Raw genomic sequence first — 21,728 nt, 5'->3', positions numbered from 1 at the left:
AAGATCGGCAACAGTGCCGTGTCAGGGCTACCGGGGGAAACAGATGAGTACGCGGTACGTCCGGATTGCCGCAATGGCGGCCGCAGTTACTTTTGCGGCTTCGTGCAGCGGTGGACAGAACCCGGATGATTCGATGCAGACCCCCGCCTTCCCCGACACCAATGTTCCGGTCGCGGAGACTCTCGACGGCCGACTGGCTCAAGCTCAGGTGGCGGCGCTCGGGCGTGGTGCGGACGTCTCCATCGCCGTCCTCGATCGGTCCTCGGACAAGTACCTCGATGTTGCCGGCGACCAGCAAATCGAAACTGCCTCGGTGGCAAAACTTTTCATCGCCGAGGATCTACTCCATCAGGACGCTCGCGGCGAGCGGCCCATCACGGACGACGATCGCACCCTCATGGCGGCGATGCTCGAATCCTCCGACGACACCGCAGCCAACCTTCTGTGGGACGAGGTCGGCGGTCAGGAGGTGATCACCCGGGTTGCCGAGCGTTACGCACTGACCGCGACGACGCCGCCGTGGGACGGAATGTGGTGGAACACCGAGACCACGACGCACGACCTGGTCACTTTCTACAACGGCGTCCTCGACGACTCCGACCAGCTCGGACCTGAGCGGGTCGAGCAATTCGTCGAGTACCTGCGGCAATCCACTCCCGAAGGAACCGACGGCTACGACCAGAGGTTCGGATTGCCCGAGGCCTTGTTCGGCGAGTCGGTCATCGGAGTCAAGCAAGGCTGGATGTGCTGTGTCGAGGACAAGTGGATCCATCTGTCCACCGGCATCGTCGGTGACGACAACCGATACATCATCGCAATCGGTTCGCGAGAAGACGTCCAGTACACGGACGAGGACAGCTTCTATCCCGACACCTCGTTCACCGACGCCGTCGACGACGAAAGCGCACTGCACGCACGTGACACGGTCACCGGCGTCACACAGATTCTCTTCCCGAGCGGAAGCATCGACGACTGGGCGGCGGCATCCACGACCGCGGATTCGGTGATGCCCGAAGCTTCCGGGCCCTGATTCGATCCACGCGGTCGTGTTCGTCCTCAAGCCTGCTTGTACTCGAGGACCGAACCGATGACCCGTTCCTGTTGTTCGGACGTGAGCATGGGCCACAGTGGCAGTCGAAGGATCGACGCGGAGAACTCGGCGCTACGCACACACGGCTCCGGTGTTCGTCCGTAGCGCACACCGGCCGCGCTCGTATCGAGCGGAATGTAGTGGAACGGCGCCACGATTCCGTCGGCGGCAAGATGCCGAATCAAGCCGTCGCGGCTCTCTTCGGTAGGCATCTTGAGATAGAACAGGTGCGCGGTGTGCTCGCGATCATCGGGAACCGCCATGGGAACGACACCGTTCTCGGACGCCCACTCGCCCAGACTCACGCTGTAGGCATCCCAGACGCGATGCCTGGCCGCCTGAATCGCGTCGAACTCCGAGAGTTGTGCGTCGAGGACAGCGGCATTGAGTTCACTGGGCAGATAACTCGACCCGATGTCCTGCCACGAATACTTGTCGACCTGGCCGCGCAGGAAACGGGCACGGTCGGTCCCCTTCTCACGGATGATTTCGGCGCGGGTCATCAGCTGATCGTCGGAGAGCAGCAGCGCACCACCCTCGCCGCAGTGAACGTTCTTGGTGTCGTGAAAACTCTGCGTACCGATAGTTCCGATGGTGCCGAGCGCCCGCCCGCGCCACTTTCCGCCGAGCCCGTGAGCGTTGTCTTCGATCAACGCGACGCCGTGGAGTTCTGCGAGGTCGAGGAGAGGTTCCATGTCGGCGGCGACTCCGCCGTAATGCATGATCAGTACTGCTTTTGTTCGTTCCGTGATTGCCGCTGCGACGCAGTCGGGATCGATATTGCCGGTACTCGGATCGATGTCGACGAAAACAACAGTGGCACCGCGCAACGCGACGGCGGTTGCCGCCGAACTGAACGCGAAGCTCGGGACGATCACCTCGTCACCTGGGCCCAATTCGAGTAGCAGCGCACCCAATTCGAGTGCGTGCGTGCACGAGGTCGTCAGCAGAGCATGCGTGGATCCGGTGATCGCTTTGAGTGCTGCAGTCGCGGACTTGGTGAAACGTCCGTCACCGTGAATGTGATCGGACTCCAGAACCGTTGCCAGATTCGACAATTCGTTCGATGCCCGATAGGGGCGGGAGAAGATGATGCGATCAGTGCTCACGACTACGCCGATCGATCGAGGTTCCGGGCCGCGGTGAATCGACAGTCAGATACAGAGGCTTTCCGACAAGGACGTGCAGTGCCACGCCAAGGTATTCGGCGATGAGACCGAGCGAGAACAGGATCGCACCCGAACAGACCAGCAGCGCCATGATGATCGACGCCCATCCTTCCGGGTCGTTGTTGTCACCGGTCATGGCTTGGACGAAGATCACCGCAGCCATGATCACACCGGCCGACGCCAGGGTGACCCCGAGCAGACTCACCAGTCGCAGACCGCGTGTTCCGCTACACAACACCATCTTCCAGAACAACGAGAACAAACGGCGATAGTTGTACCCCGATTCCTCGCGGCCTTCCGCTCGAAGTGTCACCGGCGCAGAGGCGGTATTGCCGACGACCCACGTCAGCGCGACGTCCAGATACACGCCGTTGGCGGCGACGCCGGCCAACTGTCGGCCGATGTCACCTCGGATCAGGCGGTAACTTTCGAATCTCGTCGAATCAGGGAACGCGAATACCGTCGCCAAGACGATCTTTGCACCGCGCGAGGTCAGGTTCCGCAAGAATCCATGCGGGCGGGTGTTCGTGGGTTTGGAATACACGAGATCGGATCGCTCCGTCAGCGCGGTGTCGAGGAAAGCCCCGATGTGCACCGGGTCGTGCTGGCCGTCTTCGTCCATCGTCACGATCCACTGGCCACGTGCAACGGCCATACCGGCGATAGTCGCCGCGTCCTGGCCGTAGTTGCGACTGAGCCACACGACACGCACCTGATCGAAACGGCGCTCCAATTCGAGTAACACGACGTCGGAACGGTCCGGACCGTTGTCGTGAACCAGCACGATCTCGTCGACGGTGAACTGCGCTCCACCGGGCGTCGAACTCGGTGCGCACAGGCCGTCCAACTCCTCGACGAGCGCCGTGATCGTCTTTTCGCCCTGATAAACGGGCACTACGACGGAAATCGAGTGCACTCGCTTCCACTCCCTTCAGGGGGCTCGACTGGCGCCGAGAGACAGGCACGATCGGGCCCACACCGTCGCGAACTTTAACACGCAGAGATGTCTGGACTTCGGATGCCGACGGCGCGTGATGCGCTCGCGTCTCCGCGCGCCCCACCTGCCCTGTTAAGGTCTGGAACTCGTGGTGGAAACTCGCACTCTCGCCCGGGCAGACGTGTACAAGTGGGGCGCCGTCACGGCGGTCGGTGTCATCGCCGGCTACCTGGCCGTGGTGCTCGCGAACGCTCGTCACTTCTACACCGACGACACCGAGTCCCAGTACGCGCCGCTGTGGGTCATGCTCGGCCGTAGCCTGCGAGAAGGACACCTGCCGGTACTCGTCCCCGAGAACTGGATGGCGGGCAACTACGCGATCGAGGAAGCGGGCCTTCTCAATCCGCCACAACTTCTGATCGACCTGATCGCACCGTCCTTCGACAACCTGGCGCTTTACGCGACGATCGTGAAATTGATCTTCGCGATCATCCTTGCGCTGGGCGTCTATCGGATCTGCCTGGAGTACGGCTCGCAGCCCACGTGGGCTGCGGTCGCCGGAGTCTCGATTCCGTTCACCGGTTTCCTCCTGTTCTTCGACTCGGCCAGTTGGATGACAGCCTTCACCGGCACTGCCTGGATGGTTCAGGCGTGGGCCTCGGCAATCCGCTACGCCAGAGGCAAGAGCGGTCCGATCCCGACCTTCGTGTTCTTGTATCTCGCGATGTCGGTGCAATATGTTTTCCCCGCAGTCGAATCCGGCTTGATGATCGTCGCAGTCGCGATCGGCGAAGTTGTCTATCAGCGGCGTTGGCTGCCGTCGCTGCGGCTATTGGCGGTGTCTGCCTGTGCCGCCCTCGCAGGTCTCGCGACGTATCTGCCGAGCCTGCTCACCGCTGACGTCACCTGGCGCGGTGCATCCGAAGTCAAGAACGACGCATTCCTTGCCGTTCCCTGGTCGGAATCGCTGAACGCGAGCCTGCCGAGCACGATGCCCGCATTCTCCTCGTGGTGGGGATACATCCAGACCATGCCCATGGTCTACGTCGCGTGGTTCCTCATTCCGGCTCTGGCGTTCATCGACTGGGGCAAGGCACGCGCCGCGGCACGCGAATTGACCGCCGTCGGGATCTTCACGGTCGCCGTCCTCATGTGGACTGCCGGGCCGAGCACGATCGGCCCACTGCGGTGGCCCGCGCGCGTGCTTCCGATGGTGGCCATCGGACTCCTGCTTCTGGTGTGCATCCTGCTCGGGCGTTACGCCACGACCGACAAGTTGCGCGGACGCTGCGTTGCAGCGGGAATCCTCGTGGGCCTGCTTTTGATCAGGTCCGCCTCGGCAGCTCCCGGGCTCGCGAAATGGCATGTGATCTCAGCCCTGGTCGTTGCCGCACTCGGCGCTGCGATGGTGTGGCTGGGCCGTACCAAGGGCACCGCGCTCGCATGCCTGTTGGCAATCGCCGCGGTCTCCCCCATCGCCTACGCCCAGGTTCGGGCCGCGCAACCAACCCCGATGAGCTGGGATCTGCCCGAATCCCGCTCGGAGATGAAAGAGGCCTTCCCCGACTTCGAAGGCACGACACTGCAACTGGGCGACCGTGCACTCATCGCACCCGGGGACAAAACCCTCGACGGAGCGTACGGTTCCCTGGCTTTCGGCAACTACCCCAAAGACCTCGAACTGACCTACACCAGCGGCTACACCCCCAACGGGCACTTCTACTTCGGTGATCTGCTCTGCATGCGCTGGGACATGAGCGTCTGCCCCGACGCCTTCCGACGGGCATTCACCGTCGAACCCACCACCGGCCGCACCATCGTCGACCTGATGAACGTGGACCGCGTCGTACTGCAGAACGCCCTCTACCCCGACGCACGTAAGAGCCCGGCCCCCGACGGGTGGACATGGGTGGACTACCCCGGTCACGAGAACTACATCTCCGTACTCGAACGCGTCGACGGGCCCGTCTCGACACGAAACGGCCGCATCGCCGATACCCATGGCGTCGAAGCTGTTTCGACCGCCGAGTCGAACATGTCGAGCACCCTTCGTGTCAGTTCGGAGACCGGCGGCAAGGTTGTGTTCGCACGGCTCGGCTGGCCCGGGTATCGAGCTAGCCTCGACGGTCAGCCTGTCCCGATCGACGTCGTCGCGAAGTCCTTTGTCACCGTGGACATCCCAGCCGGGACGAAGGACGCTGAACTTGTCCTCACGTGGCGACCCCCGGGATGGAAGGTCGGCGGCGCTTCGATGGTCGCCGGAATCCTCGGACTCTGCGTGCTCGAGTGGATGTATCTGCGGACACGACGCAAGGACCGGATCAACATCGTGAAAACCGAGTCTTCATGACCGAAGACATCGCATCACCCGAGAACCCCGGCCCACTACTGCGGGTGGTCAAGCATCAACCCATCGCGTTTGCCATTGTCGGAGTGGCCAATACGGCGATCGGATACGGGCTCTTCGTGATCTGGTCACTGATCCTCGACAACAAGGATCTGTATCAAGTGGCTGTGATCGGTGCGTACTCCATCAGCGTGCTCATCGCTTTCGTTCTGCATCGGACGTTGGTTTTCCGCGTCCGCGGACATGTGGCACGCGACCTGGTCGCGTTCATCGTCGTCAATTCCGGTGGCCTCGTGCTGAATCTCATACTCGGAACAATCGCGGTGTCGATTCTGCATGCCCCGCCGCTTCCCGCCCAGGCGGTTGTCATGTTGATCGTTGCCGGTATGAGTTTCTTCGGTCATCGATACTTCTCGTTCCGCCGTAAACCTGCCGAGCGGCACTGACACTTCTACGATTCGCGGGGTAGCGCTCGATCCACCGCGGCCTCGACGATCGTACGAATATCTTCCTCCCCGAACAGGTTCGGCAATGTCAGTCGATCCAGTACGAGCCAGTTCAACGACAAATAGAGCAGGCGAACGGTCATCGCATCACCCGGCACGCCCGACGCCAGATGATTGGCTACGTTCAGATCGAAGTCTTCTCGGATGCGGACGGTCAGGACCGCTCGCAGGTCCGGACGACGTATCGCCTCCAGCCGCAACTCCATGAGCGCGAGGAAACCCGTTCCAAACGAGGTGACCCGCTCGACCACGTCGAGCATGAGCGTCACCAGTCGCTCACGATCGGTGCCGTTGACGGGATCGATCAATCCCTCGAGGTCGTCCGGAATCAGTCGCTCGTAGATCCGGCCACCGGCCTGCGTGAGTAGGTCGTCGCGATTGGAGAAGTAGTTCGACGCTGTCCCGTTCGGCACGGCTGCCTGGGTGTCGACGGCTCGAAAAGTCAAGCCTCGAGCACCCTCTCGGGCCAACACCTCGATTGCCGCGTCGATCAGGGCAAGCCGTCGTTCCGGGTTCTTTCGCACTTGACATCACTCCTGACACGACCCTAAGTTAAACCACTACGAACATAGTACTACGAACGGAGCGTTTGATGCGAAAGCTTGTGTACTACGTGGGAGCTTCCCTCGACGGCTACATCGCGGGACCAGACGGCGAATTCGATTTCTTCCCGGTTTCCGAACAGATCACGGCCTGGATATGCGATCGATATCCCGAGACCGTGCCAACGCATGTGCGGCCCGCTCTCGGAATCGAGGACGCACCCAACAGAACCTTCGACACGGTCGTCATGGGCCGCGGCTCTTACGAGCCCGGGCTGAGCCTCGGCGTGACCAGCCCTTTTGCGCACCTGCGCCAGTTCGTCGTCTCCAGCACCCTCCCTGACGCCGAGGATCCCCCCGTCACCATCGTTCGCACCGATCCACGTGCGGTCGTCAGATCCATCAAAGAGGAAGAAGGACAAGATATCTGGCTGTGCGGCGGCGGAACTCTCGCCGGCGAACTACTACCGGAGATCGACGAGTTGATCGTCAAAAGGTATCCGGTTGTCGCCGGTGCGGGCATACCGATGATCAGAGGTAACTACGCGCCGACACTGTTCACACCGACTGCAACCGAATCGCTCGACGACGGCGCAAGCATCACCTGGTTGAAGAGAAATACCTAAGGAAGTAGATCCGGTCGACGCTCGGCCGTGCGCTGCAGCGACTGCTCATGGCGCCAGGCTTTGATCTTCGCGTGATCTCCGGAAAGCAGAACAGGCGGAACCTCGAGATCACGCCACACGGCGGGGCGAGTGTAACTGGGCCCTTCGAGGAGCCCGTCGGAGAACGAATCCTCTTGGTGTGACAGCTGATTGCCGAGAACGCCGGGCATCAGTCGCACAACAGCCTCGACCATCACCAGCACGGCTGCTTCGCCGCCGATCAGAACGTAATCGCCGATACTGATTTCTTCGACGCGAACCCGCTTGGCGGCGTCGTCGAAGACGCGTTGGTCGATACCTTCGTATCGGCCGCAGGCGAAGACAAGGTGCTTGGCGGTGGCCCAGCGATGTGCGGTCGCCTGAGTGAACGGGACGCCGGCGGGAGTCGGCACCACCAGGATCGTCTCGGCATCATCCGGGCCGGAAGAATCGGAGCGACCGATCACGTCGTCCAGCGCCGGACCCCAGACGGTGGGTTTCATGACCATGCCGGGTCCGCCGCCGTACGGGGAATCGTCGACCGCTTTGTGTACGTCATGGGTCCACGACCGAAGATCGTGGACGTCGACCGAGATCAAGCCACGTTCGATTGCCTTGCCCAGCAAGGCAGCACGAAGCGGTTCGAGATACTCGGGAAAGATGGTGACGACGTCGAGACGCATGACAAACGATCAGTCGTTGTCTGAGTTCGAATTGTCGCTGTTCGACTTGTCGCCGAAATCCGGGTCGAGCAGTCCCTCGGGAGGCTCGATCACCACGACGCCGTCGGCAATCGACACCGAGGTGACGATGGCGGCGACAAACGGGATCAGCAATTCACCGGACGTCTCGCCGGTACGACGAATCGAAAGCAATTCGCCTGCGGCGGAATGCAATACCTCGATGACCGAACCGACCTCGGTACCGTCCGTGAGGACGACCTTCAGTCCTTCGAGTTCGTGATCGTAGAACTCGTCCGGATCATCCGAAGGCTCGAGTTCGGAACTGTCGATGACAAACAGTGTGCCGCGCAACGCATCTGCGTCGCCACGGTCACTGACGCCTTCGAGGCGCAGCAGAAGCCGCCCGGAATGATCCCGGGCGGCTTCCACTGTGTACGACTTCAGTGTGGACTCGCGCGGCTTGCGCCCACGCAGCACAGAACCTACGGCAAAACGATCTTCGGGCTCGTCTGTACGAACCTCGACTACCAATTCACCTTTGATGCCATGCGACTTCGCGACACGACCGACTACGAGTTCCACCTGTTTACTGCCGTCTACTGATCGGTGTCGACGACATCAACACGGATACCGCGGCCACCGATGCCGGAGACCAAGGTCCGCAGAGCGGTCGCCGTGCGACCACCCCGACCGATGACCTTGCCGAGATCGTCGGGGTGCACGTGCACCTCGACGGTCCGTCCCCGACGTCCGGTGATCAGCTCGACACGCACATCGTCGGGATTGGCGACGATGCCACGCACGAGATGCTCTACCGCATCAGCGACGACGGCACTCACTTGTCAGCAGCCTCGGCGTCTGCAGCGGGAGCCTCGGCGTCAGCCGCGGTGTCTTCTGCCTTGGCCTCGTCAGCCTTTGCAGCCTTCTTCTTCTTGGGGGTGATTGCTTCTGCAACCGGCTCGTTCTCGGCCTGCGCGAGTGCAGCCTGGAAGAGCTCGAGCTTGGTGGGCTTGGCTTCCTTGACGCGAAGGGTGCCTTCGGTGCCCGGCAGGCCCTTGAACTTCTGCCAGTCACCGGTGATCTTGAGGAGTGCCTCGACGGGCTCGGTGGGCTGTGCGCCCACGGACAGCCAGTACTGAGCGCGCTCGGAATCGATGTCGATCAGCGAGGGCTCTTCCTTGGGGTGGTACTTGCCGATGGTCTCGATCGCACGGCCGTCACGACGGGTGCGCGAGTCGGCGATGACAACGCGGTACTGAGCGTTGCGGATCTTGCCGAGGCGGGTGAGCTTGATTTTGACAGCCACAGCTGCAGTTCTCCTTCAGCGCGCACAACAGTGCTGCGCATGTCACGTGCAATTCAGCGACCCACACGATTTGTGAGCCCGGTTTTGCCTCTATCCTGTGACCGTCGCAGCGGTACGTAACCGGTTGCGACGAACAATGGTCCATTGTGCCAGATGGGTGGGCTCGTTCGGAAACCACCCTGTGCGCGCTTCGAGAGTGCAGGGACTCCCTAACCACTCACGGGGGTGCCGCAGAGGATCACACGCGCCGGCTTCGCGAGCACATCGGGGTTTCCGCGCGGATCTTCGGAATAAACCACCAGGTCGGCGGGCGCTCCCTCTTCGATGCCCTGGGCACCCAACCAACTCCGCGCATCCCAGCTGGCTGCGCCCAACGCCTGGTGAGCTGTCAATCCGGCAACTTCGAGTTCGGCGATCTCGTCGGCGATCCGCCCGTGCCTGATCGAACCGCCGGCATCCGTTCCGGCATAGATCGGAATCCCGGCCTCGTGAGCGGCACCGATTGTCTGGTGCCGACGAGCGTGCAAATCGCGCATGTGCGCCGCGTAGATCGGATACCGCGTGGCGGAGTCCGCGATCTCGGGGAAAGTAGCGATGTTGATCAGCGTCGGAACCAGGGCCGTGCCGTGCGCGACCATCGACTCGATGGTCGCGTCCGTCAATCCGGTGCCGTGCTCGATGCAGTCGATACCGGCGTTGATCAGGCCGGGCAAAGCGTCTTCGGCAAAAACGTGAGCGGTGACCTTTGCGCCTTCGGCGTGGGCGGCAGCGATGGCCTCGACCAGGATCTCGTCGCTCCACAAGGGAGCCAGATCGCCGACGGAACGATCGATCCAGTCGCCGACGAGCTTGACCCAGCCGTCACCAGCGCGTGCCTGACGCACTACCTCGGCCGGCAACTGAGATTCGTCGTCCAGGTCGACCGGCAAGCCCGGGATGTACCGCTTGGGTGCCGCGATGTGCTGACCTGCGCGAATGATTCGCGGCAAATCGAGGCGCTCGTCGATGAACCTGGTGTCGACCGGTGATCCGGCGTCGCGGAGCAACAGCACGCCCGCATCACGTTCGGTCTTCGCCTGCTCCAGCAAGCCGTCGACGGTTTCGCCCCCGCCACCGCCGTAGCGGATACCGACGTGACAATGCGCATCCACGAGACCCGGTGTGATCCAACCCGATTCGACGATCGTCTCCGCACCGGACACCGGCTCGAAGGAAATCAGCCCGTCGACGATCCACAATTCGATCGGCTCGGCATCGGGCAGACCGATACCCCGCAGATGAAGCGCAGCCACCGACTACTTCTTGGGCAGCTTGAGCTGGGAAAGATCGATGCCTTCCAGTCCGGGCGGCAACTGATCGAGACCCTTGGGCATGTTCGACAGGTCGGGCATACCGGCCGGCATTCCGCCGGGCATACCCGGGAATCCGCCCATGCCGGGGAATCCTCCGCGCATCTTGGGCTGCGTCGGGCCCTTGCCGCCCTTCTTGCCCTTCTTGCCCTTCTTGCTGCGAACCTGCTTACGCGCGCCGGGCATGCCCATACGGCCGGCCATGGCAGCCATCATCTTGCGGGCTTCGAAGAAGCGATCCACCAACTGGTTGACGTCGGAAACCTTGACGCCCGAACCGTTCGCGATGCGCAGTCGGCGTGAGGCGTTGATGATCTTCGGATCGTCGCGCTCGGCCGGCGTCATACCGCGGATGATGGCCTGAATGCGATCGAGTTGCTTCTCGTCGACGTTGGCCAGCGCGTCCTTCATGCCGCCGGCACCCGGCAGCATGCCGAGGAGGTTGCCGATCGGGCCCATCTTGCGGACGGCCATCATCTGATCGAGGAAGTCTTCGAGGGTGAGCTGACCGGAACCGATCTTCGCTGCGGTCGCTTCGGCCTGATCGGCGTCGAAAACCTGCTCGGCCTGCTCGATGAGGCTCAGGACATCGCCCATACCGAGGATCCGGCTGGCCATGCGATCGGGGTGGAAGACGTCGAAATCTTCGAGCTTCTCGCCGGTGGACGCGAAGAGGATCGGCTGGCCGGTGACCTCGCGGACGCTCAGTGCGGCACCACCGCGGGCGTCGCCGTCGAGCTTGGTGAGGACGACACCGGTGATGCCGACTCCCTCACGGAACGCGTCGGCGGTACTGACCGCGTCCTGACCGATCATGGCGTCGAGGACGAAGATGGTCTCGTCCGGGTTGACGGCGTCACGGATACCGGCGGCCTGAGCCATCAGCTCCGAGTCGATACCGAGGCGACCGGCGGTGTCGACGATCACGACGTCGTAATGCTTGTTGCGTGCTTCTTCGACGCCGGCGCGGGCGACCTCGACGGGGTCGGCTGCGGACACGCCCAGTGCGTTTTCGCCACCGCCGATGGAGGTACCGGGGTGCGGCGCGAAGACTGCCGCGCCCGCACGCTCACCGACGATCTGAAGCTGAGTGACGGCGCCGGGACGCTGAAGGTCGCAGGCAACGAGGAGGGGCGTGTGCCCCTGGTCCTTGAGCCACTTGGCCAACTTTCCGGCCAGCGTGGTCTTACCGGAACCCTGCAGACCGGCCAACATGATGACCGTCGGCGGAGTCTTGGCGAACTGGAGTCGACGAGTTTCGCCGCCGAGAACCTCGACCAGCTCTTCGTTGACGATCTTGACGACCTGCTGAGCCGGGTTCAGTGCACCCGAGACCTCGGCGCCCTTGGCGCGTTCCTTGATCTTGGCGATGAAGCTGCGCACTACGGGAAGCGCGACGTCGGCCTCGAGCAGGGCAAGGCGGATCTCGCGGGCCGTAGCGTCGATGTCGGCGCCGGACAGACGACCCTTGCCACGCAGATCCTTGAGAGATCCGGTCAATCTGTCGGAAAGGGATTCGAACACCGAGTGCGCTCCTGAAGGTCGTGCGAGTTAGCCGTGGATATTCTCGGGCACCAGCCTAGCCGCTACGCCCGCACCGATCCCAGCCGATGCGGGCGTAACTGCCGAAACCGGTCCGTCAATCCTCTTTCTTCTTCGGTTGTGGCACCGGAACCACCGCCAGCACCGCCTCCTCGACGCGCTCTCGCGCCGCGCGGGTATCGGCCTCACCGAAGTCGAGGCAGAACGCGTCGACCACCGAGGAACCCAACGTGGCGACCTTCGCCCACCGGATGTCGGCACCACTGTGTTCGAGTGCTGCGGCCAGTCGGCAAAGCAGGCCGACGCGGTCCTCGGTACGCAATTCGAGGATCGCGTGACCGTCACCGGGCGCGTCGAACCAGATGACCCGCGGCGGCGCCTGCGAATAGAGCACCGGAACCGCCGAGTCCTTGTTTGTCTGGATCGGGTCGTCCCACTGTTCCGCCCGTGCCTCCTCGTCCTTGGCGTCGAGAAGTTCGAGCAGATTCAGTTCACCGGCCGAAGCGCGGATCAATTCCTGCCTGAGCAGCACCGCCTGCGGCGGTGTGCCGAACCTCGGTGTGACGACAAACGAATTGACCGCCGAACCCGCATGCGACCCCAGCGAAGCGGAATGCACCCGCAACGACTGCAGCGCCAGAACGCCGGCGGCCCGAGACAGCAGCCCGGGCGCGTCGGGCGCGATGACGGTCACGACGTAGGTGTGCGGATTCTCGGCCGGAACGAGCGAGACGTGAACCCCGCCATCCTCGGCAATGGCCAACTGCTCGGGAGCGAGTGGATCGGGTTGTGGGAGTTCCTCCCCCGCCATCAGCAAACGGCAACGACGCACGAGCTCACCGATCAGAGACGACTTCCAGTCGCCCCAGACGCCAGGCCCGGTGGCCAGCGAATCCGCCTCCGCCAACGAATGCAGGAGATCGAGAAGCGTCCCGTCCCCTTCGAGTGCGTCGACCACTCGCTGCACCGTTGCCGGATCGTCGAGGTCGCGACGGGTCGCCGTTTCCGGCAGCAGCAAGTGATAGCGCACCATCGCCGTCAACGTCGCGACGTCGGAAGGCCAGAGTCCCAAGCGATTTCCGATCGCGGTGGCCAATTCGGCACCGACGACGCTGTGGTCTCCCCCTCGCCCCTTCCCGATGTCGTGGATCAACGCACCGAGCATGAGCAGATCCGGCCTAGCGACGCGAGTGGTGAATCCGCTTGCATACGCGGCGGTTTCGACCAGGTGGCGATCCACCGTCCACGTATGGACGGCGTCGCGCGGCGGAAGATCGCGAATGGTCCCCCACTCCGGCAGGAGGCGACCCCAGAGCCCGGTCCGGTCCATCGCCTCGATCACCGGAACGGCACGCGATCCCGAACCGAGCACGACCAAGAGATCGTTGACCGCATTTTTCGGCCACGGCTCACGCAGTTCCGGGGCATTGTCGGCCAGTCGATTGAGCGTCGACGCGGAGATCGGCATGCCGTTGGTGGCCGCCGCTGCCGCGACCCGCATCACCAGACCGGGATCCTTCTTCGGCCTCGCATCGCGCGCCAGGACAACTTCGCCGGCATGCTCGACGACGCCCTCGTCCAGTGGTCGCCGCACCGGCGCGCGACGCAGCCGCGACAAACCACGCCGGGGCAAGGAGTTTCCGGCGGTACGGATACCGACGTCCACCGAATAGCTGATGGTGCGCGCCGATTCACTGAGAAGGCGGGCCAGATCGAATCGATCACCGATCCGCAGCGCCGCACCGATTTCGTCGGCGTCCTGCGCTCGCAGTTGATCGCGGGCGCGACCGGCAACGCGGTGAAGTTCGGTGCGCACGTCGAGCAACCGCCTGTGCGCGAGTGCCAGACCGCCGCCGGGCGAGTTGGGTCCCAGCCCTGGCATCCCGTCGGTCAATTGCGCGATGGACAGGGCGTTGAGCAGTTGGACGTCACGCAGCCCGCCACGGCCGCTCTTGAGATCCGGTTCGGCGCGATGGGCGATCTCGCCGCTGCGCTCCCACCTCGTACGGGTCTGGGTGATCAATTCGTCGAATCGGCTGCGGATGTCCATGCGCCACTGTCGACGGACACCACTGATCAACAGGTTGCTCAGCTCCACATCGCCGGCAATGTGGCGTGCTTCGAGCATTCCGAGTGCCGCCGTCATGTCGGTGGCCGCAACCTGAAGCGCCTGCGGAAGCGTCCGCACGCTGTGGTCGAGTTTGATGTGCGCGTCCCACAGCGGGTACCACAGGCTGTCCGCAACCTGGGCCACGACTGCTGGGTCCATGTCGTCGTGCAGCAGAATCAGATCGAGATCGGAATACGGCAACAGTTCGCGTCGGCCAAGACCACCCACGGCGACGATGGCAAACCCACAATCCGGTTTGATGCCCAGTTCGGTCCCCTTGGTGGTCAACCAGAATTCGTGCAGATCGACCAGTGCATGTCGCAGAGAAGGGGCGTCGAGCCTCCTGTTCTTGACGCCTCCGGTGAGTAGGGCCTTGCGTGCGCGGGCCAGGTCCGCAGCTTCGTCGGATCCCCCTGACGAGACCGGCCCTGGCCCCGTCGCTTTCGCGACGGAACCAGGGCCGAGGTTCTCGGACCCTTTCGGGTCAGAGTGCATCGCCACCGCGTTCCCCGGTGCGAACCCGGATGACCGACTCGACTGGCGAGACCCACACCTTGCCGTCACCGATCTTGCCGGTGCGAGCGGCCTCGACGATCACCTCGACCACCTTGTCCACGGCCGCGTCGTCGACGACGACCTCGACCCGGACCTTGGGTACGAAGTCCACGGAGTACTCCGCGCCTCGGTACACCTCGGTGTGACCCTTCTGTCGGCCGTAGCCCTGAACTTCGCTGACTGTCATACCCAGCACTCCGGCCTGCTCGAGTCCGGTCTTGACGTCCTCGAGCGTGAACGGCTTGACGATTGCTGTGATCAGCTTCATGTGCTCATCCCTTTCCAAACTCTGAAGTGCCTGAATTCACTTTAATCACGTGCTGATCACGCGAGGTCGTATGCGGTCTCTGCGTGTTCGGTCTCATCGATGCCGCGTGCCTCGTCCTCGGCCGAGATTCGCCAGCCCAGGGGCTTGAGTGCGAAGCCGATGATCGTCGTCAGAACGCCGGTGAAGACGAGTGCTGCGAGTGCGATCACGATCTGAACCACCAGTTGCTTGTAGTCGCCGCCGTAGAAGAGGCCGGTTGCGGTGCCGAAGAATCCGATACCGATCGTGCCCCACAGGCCGGAGACAAGGTGAACACCGACGACGTCGAGCGAGTCGTCGAAGCCGAAGCGGAACTTCAGGCCGACTGCGAGAGCGGACAGGATGCCGGCTACGGCGCCGAGGAAGATGGAACCGACGGGGTTGAGCGCACCGGCAGCAGGGGTGATGGCGACCAGACCGGCGACCGCACCGGAAGCTGCGCCGAGGCTGGTGGCGTGACCGTCACGAATACGCTCGGTGGCGAGCCAGGCCAGGACTGCGGCACACGTCGCGGTGGTCGTGTTGACCCAGGCGAGACCTGCGTTACCGTCGGCGGCGAATGCCGAGCCGGCGTTGAAGCCGAACCAACCGAACCAGAGAAGTGCTGCGCCGAGCATCACGAAGGGCAGGTTGTGCGGACGGAAGGCGGTCTTGCCGAAGCCGAGACGCTTGCCGACGATGAGGGCGAGGACCAGACCGGCCATACCCGCGTTGATGTGAACGACTGTGCCACCGGCGAAGTCGATCGGAGCGACGTTGGCGACGGTGACTCCGTCGTCGTTGACCGTGGTGCCGAAGAGCTTTGCCGCGATGCCGTCCTCGGAGCCCGAGAGGAGTCCGCCGCCCCACACCATGTGTGCGAGGGGGAAGTAGACGACGGTGACCCAGATACCCGAGAACAGCAGCCAGGTGCCGAACTTGACCCGCTCGGCCAGGGCACCACTGATAAGGGCGGTGGTGATGATCGCGAATGTCACCTGGAACGCGATGTCGATGACGTTGGGGTAGCCCCACGCGCCGGCGATGAAGTTGCCGTCAGCATCGGTGATGCTGTTCTTGAGGCCGAAGAACTCGAACGGGTTGGCAAAAATGCCCCCGATGTTCTCGGTGCCGTAGGACATCGACCATCCCCACAGAACGTAGATGACGCCGATGACGGCCATGGCCCCGAAGGACATCATCATCATGTTCAGGACGGACTTGGACCGAGACATCCCGCCGTAGAAGAAAGCGAGGCCGGGTGTCATCAGCAAGACCAGAGATGCAGCCATCAGCATCCATGCGGCGTTACCGGAGTTCGCCAACAAATCGTCGGTACTCACTTACTACCTCCTAGTCGCACGTGCCGGGCAGCACGTCGTTAAGGAGAAGAGTGCTGGGCTGGTGTTTCGTCCATGGCGCTGTCGCGTTTCGCAGACGTGAACCAATTGCCCAACTTTGTTGCAAACAGGTTTCGCCAGGGGGTTCTACCGACCCTGTGCGCCTTTTCGGTAGTTCGCGCTACCAAAAAGGCGCACGGGGGCGTCAGCCCAGCAGGGCGTCGACGAACGCACCCGGCTCGAAGGGCGCCAGGTCGTCGGCACCTTCACCGAGACCGACCAACTTCACCGGCACACCCAGTTCATGCTGAACCTGGAAGACGATTCCGCCCTTGGCGGTTCCGTCCAGCTTGGTCAGTACGACGCCGGTGATGTCCACGACCTCCGCGAACACTCGAGCCTGCGCCAGTCCGTTCTGGCCGACCGTCGCATCGAGAACCAGCAGAACGTCGTCGACCGACGCCTTCTTCTCGATGACCCGCTTGACCTTGCCGAGCTCGTCCATCAGACCGGTCTTGGTGTGCAAACGGCCGGCGGTGTCGATGAGGACCACGTCGACGCCGTCCGCGATGCCCCGTGAGACCGCGTCGAAGGCAATCGCAGCGGGATCGCCACCCTCCTTGCCACGAACAACTTCAGCGCCGACACGCTCGGCCCACGTCTGGAGCTGATCAGCAGCGGCCGCGCGGAACGTATCCGCGGCGCCGAGCACGACGCGACGACCGTCGGCGACGAGCACGCGAGCCAGCTTGCCGGTGGTGGTGGTCTTGCCGGTTCCGTTAACGCCGACGACGAGCAGAACAGCCGGGTGATCATCGTGCGGCAACGCGCGGATGGAGCGGTCCAGTTCGGGACGCAACTCGGCGATCAACACCTCACGCAGGAGCGCGCGGGCGGCAGCCTCGGTCCGGACGCTGCGGGCCGCCATCTGCTCACGAAGCTTCGTGACGACCTTTTCCGTGGTCGCGGAGCCGAGGTCTGCGATGAGAAGGGTGTCCTCGACTTCTTCCCACGAGTCCTCGTCGAGATCGCCGCCACCGAGTAGGCCGAGCAAGCTCTTGCCGACTGCTGACTGCGAGCGGGAGAGGCGCCCGCGCAGTCGGTCCAGCCGGCCTTCGGTCGGGTCGATCTCGTCCAACACGAGCGGTGCAGGCTCGACGGGTTCAGGAACTACGACGGGCTCGGGTACGACTGCAGGTTCGGGAACGACAACAGGTTCGGGAACGACAGGTTCTTCGACAACAGGTTCTGCTACCGGTGGTTCTTCTACGACCGGCTTTTCGATTACCGGCTCTTCGACAACCGGTTCCTCGACAACAGCGGGTTCTTCGACAACCGGCTCCTCGACGACGGCCGGCTTCTCAGCAACAGGTTCTTCGATGATCGGTTTTTCGACGACAGGTTCTTCGACGACAGGCGGCTTCTCCGCGACCGGCGGCGTCGGAACCACCGGAGGTGGCGCCGTTGCCGTCGAGCCTTGACTGAAGTTGAACCCGCCGCCGGCCTTGTAGCCGCCTGACTTGTCCTTCTCGGGGGTGCCGAGCTCCGGCTTCGTCTCGGGCGCCTTCAGCGACACCTGCCCCTTGCGGTAGCGCAGGAATCCGGCAACGAGAACGACGAGTAGTACGGCCGCTACAGCCGCGATGATGATCCAAGCCTGGGTAGTCACCGGCCCATTGTTTCAGGCTCCGACCCGGAAAGTGAGCAGGGCTTACGTCGAGGCCATGTCTTGACCGCGAAGTCGCTGCGAAATCACGGTGGTGATGCCGTCGCCGCGCATGCTGACTCCGTACAACGCGTCGGCGATTTCCATCGTCGGTTTCTGGTGAGTGATCACGATCAACTGCGACTTCTCCCGCAATTGTTCGAACAGTCCGATCAGCCGACGCAGGTTGGTGTCGTCCAACGCCGCCTCGACCTCGTCCATCACGTAGAACGGGGAGGGACGAGCCCGGAAGATCGCGACCAGCATGGCCACCGCGGTCAAGGACTTCTCGCCGCCTGACAGCAACGACAACCGCTTGACCTTCTTACCGGGCGGACGCGCCTCGACCTCGATGCCTGTGGTCAGCATGTCCGACGGGTCGGTGAGAACCAGTCGTCCTTCTCCCCCGGGGAACAATTTCTCGAACACGCCCACGAACTCCCGCTCGACGTCGGCATAGGCCTCGGTGAACACCTGCAGAATTCGTGCGTCCACGTCTGCGACCACAGCAAGAAGGTCCTTGCGTGCGGTCTTGACGTCTTCGAGCTGAGTGGAGAGGAAGGTGTACCGCTCCTCGAGAGCTGCGAATTCCTCGAGCGCCAGCGGATTGACCTTGCCGAGGGTGGCGAGGTCTTTCTCCGCCCGCTTGGCGCGCCGTTCCTGAGTCGCACGATCGTACGGAAGCGGAGCGGGGGCGGTTACCTGCTCCCCACGCTCCTTGGCCTGCTCGTACTCCTCGATTTCGAGAGTGGTCGGCGGCAGTTCGACGTCGGGTCCGTACTCGGCGATCAGATCATCGAGGCCGATACCGTACTGATCGAGGATCGACTCCTCGAGTTGTTCGATACGCAGCGCTGCCTGAGCCTTCGCAACCTCGTCGCGATGGACGGCGTCGGTGAGTGAAGCGAGCTGTCCGGTCAGTGCCCGGACGATCTCGCGGACCTGATCCAGTTTGGCCGTGCACTCGGAGCGGGCCCGAGCCAACTCGTCGCGATGAGCAAGAGCTGCGGCGACGACGGCCTCGAGTTCGGCCGCCACGCGCTGTCCCGACTCGGCGACGGCAGCTGCAACCTCCGCAGCGTGCGCCCTGGCGCGCAGAGCCCGCTCGGCGCGAATTCGCGCCTCTCGTTCGGCAGCAGCGGCGCGGCGAAGCGAATCAGCCTTTCCGCGTACGGATTCCGCACGCTCTTCGGCGGTGCGCACGGCAAGGCGAGCATCCATTTCGACTATGCGCACTTCGGCCAGCGCTGCTGCGGCCATTTCGCGATCGGCAGCGGTCGATTCCGCACCGTGTCCCGGTGCACTGCCGTCGGTTTCGGCCACACGCAGACGTTCTTCCAGGTCCGCCAGCTTTGTCAGCGACTCACCGCGGCCCTCCTCGGCACGCACTCTCTGGGCGGTCAACCGCTCGGATTCCGCGTGGGCGACTCGTGCTGCTTGCCCCAATCTGCCCAACTGCTCGTAAATGGCGGACATGGCAGCGTCCGACTCGTTGAGCGCGGCCAAAGTCTGCTCCGCGGTCTCGCGTCGAGCGGCCTGTTCGGCCATAGCGCCGGACAGCGCCGCGTCGAGTTCCTCGGATCGGCTCTCCGTTGCCGCCAGTTCCGCTGCTGACGCGTCGATCGCCGCCTGTACCTCCAGCGTGCTGGGTTGCCGATCCGAGCCACCGATCATCCACCCCGAACCGTGCAGATCGCCGGAACGCGTCACTGCACGAATTCCCTTGTGGTCAGCAACAACTCGAATCGCGTCCTCGAGAGTCTCGACCAGGACAACGCCATCGAGTATTGCGGTCAACCCCGCACGCAACTCATCAGGGCAGTCGATGACGTCGACGGCAGGACGACTGCCCGGTGCGATCTCGGCCTCGCGTTTGATCACCGGTTCACCGCTCACGATCAGCGACGCACGCCCACCGTCCTGATCGGCCAGCGCTGCAACAGCGGAGCGAGCCGAGTCCAGCGACTGCGCCACGACGGCGTCCGCCGCCGGCCCCATCGCGGCAGCGATGGCAGCTTCGTAGCCGGGCTCGACGTGAATCAATCCGACCAGCGAGGTGATGCCGTCGTCGCGCCGATGTTCGAGCAGCCAGCCGCCACCGTCCTTGCGCTGCAAGCCCATCGACAGTGCCTCGACGCGCGCACGGAGCGAAGCTATGCGTTGCCCGCTCGTCTTTTCTTCCTCACGAAGTTCTTCGACACGTGCGTCGATCATCTCGAGAGCTTCGATGGCGCGTTCATGATTGGTGTCGAGGCCTACTTCACCGGCGTCGAGGTCCCCGATGCTTTCCTGCACCGTGTCGAACTCGGCTTGTGCGGCATCCCCACGCAGACGAGCCTCGTCGATGGCCTCGGTCAGTCGCGAAACTTCCGCGTCGACGGATTCGACGCGGGTACGCAAAGTGTCGACCTGACCGGAGAGTCGAGCAAGACCTTCACGGCGGTCGGCGACGGCACGAACTTCCGCCATGTGCGCCCGTTCCGCTTCTGCTGCAGCATCTTCGGTGGCTGCCAGCTGGTCCCGAGCAGCTTCCGACGCCGCTCGCGCGATTTCGACGCCTTCGAGGAGTTCGGCCTCCTCGGCCGCAAGACGTTCGGCGCGCGCTTCCATCTCGTCCGGGTCCTGGCCGCGGTTGCCGACGGGTTCGGAGTCGAGATGTCGTGCACGCTCGCGGGCGATGCGCACGGTGGCGTTGACTCGTTCGGCAAGCGCGGAGAGCTGGAACCAACTCTGCGCTGCCGCTTCCGATCCCGGAGTCAGACGAGCGAGAGTTTGCTCCTGGCGCCCGAGTTCGAGGTTGGCCTCGTCGAGCGCGGACGCCACCTCGTTGTGCTGTTCGCGGGCCGCTTTCTCGTCCTGCGCCTGGTCGTTCAGTTGGGTTCGACGGGTCACCAGGTCGTCAGCGGCCAGCCGCATCTTGGCATCACGCAGGTCAGCCTGGACCGTCTGTGCTCGCCGAGCAACCTCGGCCTGGCGTCCCAGCGGTTTGAGTTGCCGACGCAGTTCCGCGGTGAGGTCACTGAGTCGAGCGAGATTGGCCTGCATGGAATCGAGCTTGCGTACCGCTTTTTCCTTGCGGCGGCGATGTTTGAGGACTCCCGCGGCTTCTTCGATGAAGGCGCGTCGATCCTCGGGGCGGGATTCGAGGATCGCGGCGAGCCGTCCCTGCCCGACGATGACATGCATTTCGCGGCCGATACCGGAGTCGCTGAGCAGTTCCTGGACGTCCATCAGACGGCAGGACGAGCCGTTGATCTCGTACTCCCCCGCGCCGTCGCGGAACATCCGGCGCGTGATCGACACCTCGGAGTACTCGATCGGGAGCGCGCCGTCGGCGTTGTCGATGGTCAAGGTCACCTCGGCGCGGCCCAGCGGCGCGCGGCCGGAGGTGCCGGCAAAGATGACGTCTTCCATCTTGCCGCCGCGCAGAGCCTTGGCGCCCTGCTCGCCCATCACCCAGGTCAACGCATCGACGACGTTGGATTTACCCGAGCCGTTCGGCCCGACGACACAGGTGATCCCCGGCTCGAACCGAAGAGTCGTTGCCGACGCAAAGGATTTGAATCCCTTGAGTGTCAGACTCTTGAGGTGCATGGGGGGAAACTTTACCGCCAAAC

At 63.5% G+C, this 21,728-nt stretch carries 18 protein-coding genes; 4 read left to right on the top strand and 14 right to left on the bottom strand.

Features of this window, described 5'->3' with window-relative positions:
- The first annotated feature begins 43 nt into the window (after positions 1-43).
- Positions 44-1,030 (top strand): serine hydrolase, encoded by a 987-nt coding sequence (locus GJB56_RS04810; protein WP_029255127.1) that lies wholly within the window; start codon positions 44-46, stop codon positions 1,028-1,030.
- A 26-nt stretch (positions 1,031-1,056) separates the two neighbouring features.
- Here GJB56_RS04810 and rffA read toward each other — a convergent pair whose 3' ends face one another.
- Both rffA and GJB56_RS04800 read right to left on the bottom strand, forming a co-directional pair.
- Positions 1,057-2,199: a dTDP-4-amino-4,6-dideoxygalactose transaminase gene (gene rffA / locus GJB56_RS04805; RefSeq protein WP_113682957.1), complete on the bottom strand. Its 1,143-nt coding sequence runs from the start codon at positions 2,197-2,199 to the stop codon at positions 1,057-1,059.
- The gene (locus GJB56_RS04800; RefSeq protein WP_021333052.1) at positions 2,189-3,175 is read right to left on the bottom strand and encodes a glycosyltransferase; all 987 of its coding nucleotides are present in this window, start codon (positions 3,173-3,175) and stop codon (positions 2,189-2,191) included. The genes rffA and GJB56_RS04800 overlap by 11 nt, the downstream gene beginning before the upstream one ends.
- 172 nt (positions 3,176-3,347) lie before the next feature.
- Here GJB56_RS04800 and GJB56_RS04795 point away from each other — a divergent pair, with 172 nt between their 5' ends.
- Positions 3,348-5,546, top strand: coding sequence for a hypothetical protein (locus GJB56_RS04795; protein ID WP_113682958.1), 2,199 nt, complete (start codon positions 3,348-3,350; stop codon positions 5,544-5,546).
- On the top strand, positions 5,543-5,989 hold the full coding sequence (locus GJB56_RS04790) for a GtrA family protein (RefSeq protein WP_113682959.1): 447 nt from the start codon (positions 5,543-5,545) through the stop codon (positions 5,987-5,989). The genes GJB56_RS04795 and GJB56_RS04790 overlap by 4 nt, the downstream gene beginning before the upstream one ends.
- 5 nt (positions 5,990-5,994) lie before the next feature.
- Here GJB56_RS04790 and GJB56_RS04785 read toward each other — a convergent pair whose 3' ends face one another.
- Complete coding sequence (locus tag GJB56_RS04785) at positions 5,995-6,573, bottom strand: TetR/AcrR family transcriptional regulator (protein ID WP_020969331.1); 579 nt, start codon at positions 6,571-6,573, stop codon at positions 5,995-5,997.
- Positions 6,574-6,641: 68 nt separating this feature from the next.
- On the opposite strand from GJB56_RS04785, the gene GJB56_RS04780 reads away from it, so the two are divergent.
- On the top strand, positions 6,642-7,217 hold the full coding sequence (locus GJB56_RS04780; protein WP_113682960.1) for a dihydrofolate reductase family protein: 576 nt from the start codon (positions 6,642-6,644) through the stop codon (positions 7,215-7,217).
- Here GJB56_RS04780 and trmD read toward each other — a convergent pair.
- From trmD to smc, 11 genes are all read right to left on the bottom strand, one after another.
- Positions 7,214-7,918 carry a tRNA (guanosine(37)-N1)-methyltransferase TrmD gene (trmD, locus tag GJB56_RS04775; protein WP_113682961.1) on the bottom strand — a complete coding sequence of 235 codons (705 nt, stop codon included), beginning with the start codon at positions 7,916-7,918 and terminating at the stop codon, positions 7,214-7,216. The genes GJB56_RS04780 and trmD overlap by 4 nt on opposite strands.
- 9 nt (positions 7,919-7,927) lie before the next feature.
- The gene (gene rimM / locus GJB56_RS04770; RefSeq protein WP_021343908.1) at positions 7,928-8,500 is read right to left on the bottom strand and encodes a ribosome maturation factor RimM; all 573 of its coding nucleotides are present in this window, start codon (positions 8,498-8,500) and stop codon (positions 7,928-7,930) included.
- A gap of 14 nt (positions 8,501-8,514) precedes the next feature.
- Positions 8,515-8,757 (bottom strand): RNA-binding protein, encoded by a 243-nt coding sequence (locus tag GJB56_RS04765; RefSeq protein ID WP_003939023.1) that lies wholly within the window; start codon positions 8,755-8,757, stop codon positions 8,515-8,517.
- The gene (gene rpsP / locus GJB56_RS04760) at positions 8,754-9,224 is read right to left on the bottom strand and encodes a 30S ribosomal protein S16 (RefSeq protein WP_003942818.1); all 471 of its coding nucleotides are present in this window, start codon (positions 9,222-9,224) and stop codon (positions 8,754-8,756) included. The genes GJB56_RS04765 and rpsP overlap by 4 nt, the downstream gene beginning before the upstream one ends.
- A gap of 209 nt (positions 9,225-9,433) precedes the next feature.
- Positions 9,434-10,516 carry an amidohydrolase family protein gene (locus GJB56_RS04755; RefSeq protein ID WP_113682962.1) on the bottom strand — a complete coding sequence of 361 codons (1,083 nt, stop codon included), beginning with the start codon at positions 10,514-10,516 and terminating at the stop codon, positions 9,434-9,436.
- A gap of 3 nt (positions 10,517-10,519) precedes the next feature.
- Positions 10,520-12,097: a signal recognition particle protein gene (gene ffh, locus GJB56_RS04750; protein WP_003942713.1), complete on the bottom strand. Its 1,578-nt coding sequence runs from the start codon at positions 12,095-12,097 to the stop codon at positions 10,520-10,522.
- Between the two features lie 115 nt (positions 12,098-12,212).
- Positions 12,213-14,720: a [protein-PII] uridylyltransferase gene (locus GJB56_RS04745; protein ID WP_020907284.1), complete on the bottom strand. Its 2,508-nt coding sequence runs from the start codon at positions 14,718-14,720 to the stop codon at positions 12,213-12,215.
- Positions 14,710-15,048, bottom strand: a complete 339-nt coding sequence (locus tag GJB56_RS04740; protein WP_003942772.1) for a P-II family nitrogen regulator — start codon at positions 15,046-15,048, stop codon at positions 14,710-14,712. The genes GJB56_RS04745 and GJB56_RS04740 overlap by 11 nt, the downstream gene beginning before the upstream one ends.
- Positions 15,049-15,104: 56 nt before the next feature.
- Positions 15,105-16,364, bottom strand: a complete 1,260-nt coding sequence (locus GJB56_RS04735; RefSeq protein ID WP_042450902.1) for an ammonium transporter — start codon at positions 16,362-16,364, stop codon at positions 15,105-15,107.
- Between the two features lie 247 nt (positions 16,365-16,611).
- Positions 16,612-18,075: a signal recognition particle-docking protein FtsY gene (gene ftsY / locus GJB56_RS04730; RefSeq protein ID WP_113682963.1), complete on the bottom strand. Its 1,464-nt coding sequence runs from the start codon at positions 18,073-18,075 to the stop codon at positions 16,612-16,614.
- Positions 18,076-18,117: 42 nt separating this feature from the next.
- Positions 18,118-21,705, bottom strand: coding sequence for a chromosome segregation protein SMC (gene smc / locus GJB56_RS04725; RefSeq protein WP_113682964.1), 3,588 nt, complete (start codon positions 21,703-21,705; stop codon positions 18,118-18,120).
- Positions 21,706-21,728: the final 23 nt, after the last annotated feature.

Source organism: Rhodococcus sp. AQ5-07 (genome assembly GCF_009707305.1).
Taxonomy (GTDB): Bacteria; Actinomycetota; Actinomycetes; order Mycobacteriales; family Mycobacteriaceae; genus Rhodococcus_F; species Rhodococcus_F erythropolis.
The sequence above is the reverse complement of the archived record's forward strand: the minus strand, read 5'-3'. Positions and strand labels throughout refer to the sequence as shown.

Bases quoted from the DNA above. Each gene is read 5' to 3' on its own strand.
- GJB56_RS04810 (WP_029255127.1), top strand. From the start codon at position 44: ATGAGTACGCGGTACGTCCGGATTGCCGCAATGGCGGCCGCAGTTACT.
- GJB56_RS04790 (WP_113682959.1), top strand. From the start codon at position 5,543: ATGACCGAAGACATCGCATCACCCGAGAACCCCGGCCCACTACTGCGG.
- GJB56_RS04780 (WP_113682960.1), top strand. From the start codon at position 6,642: ATGCGAAAGCTTGTGTACTACGTGGGAGCTTCCCTCGACGGCTACATC.
- trmD (WP_113682961.1), bottom strand. From the start codon at position 7,918: ATGCGTCTCGACGTCGTCACCATCTTTCCCGAGTATCTCGAACCGCTT.
- GJB56_RS04745 (WP_020907284.1), bottom strand. From the start codon at position 14,720: ATGCACTCTGACCCGAAAGGGTCCGAGAACCTCGGCCCTGGTTCCGTC.
- GJB56_RS04740 (WP_003942772.1), bottom strand. From the start codon at position 15,048: ATGAAGCTGATCACAGCAATCGTCAAGCCGTTCACGCTCGAGGACGTC.
- GJB56_RS04735 (WP_042450902.1), bottom strand. From the start codon at position 16,364: ATGCTGATGGCTGCATCTCTGGTCTTGCTGATGACACCCGGCCTCGCT.
- smc (WP_113682964.1), bottom strand. From the start codon at position 21,705: ATGCACCTCAAGAGTCTGACACTCAAGGGATTCAAATCCTTTGCGTCG.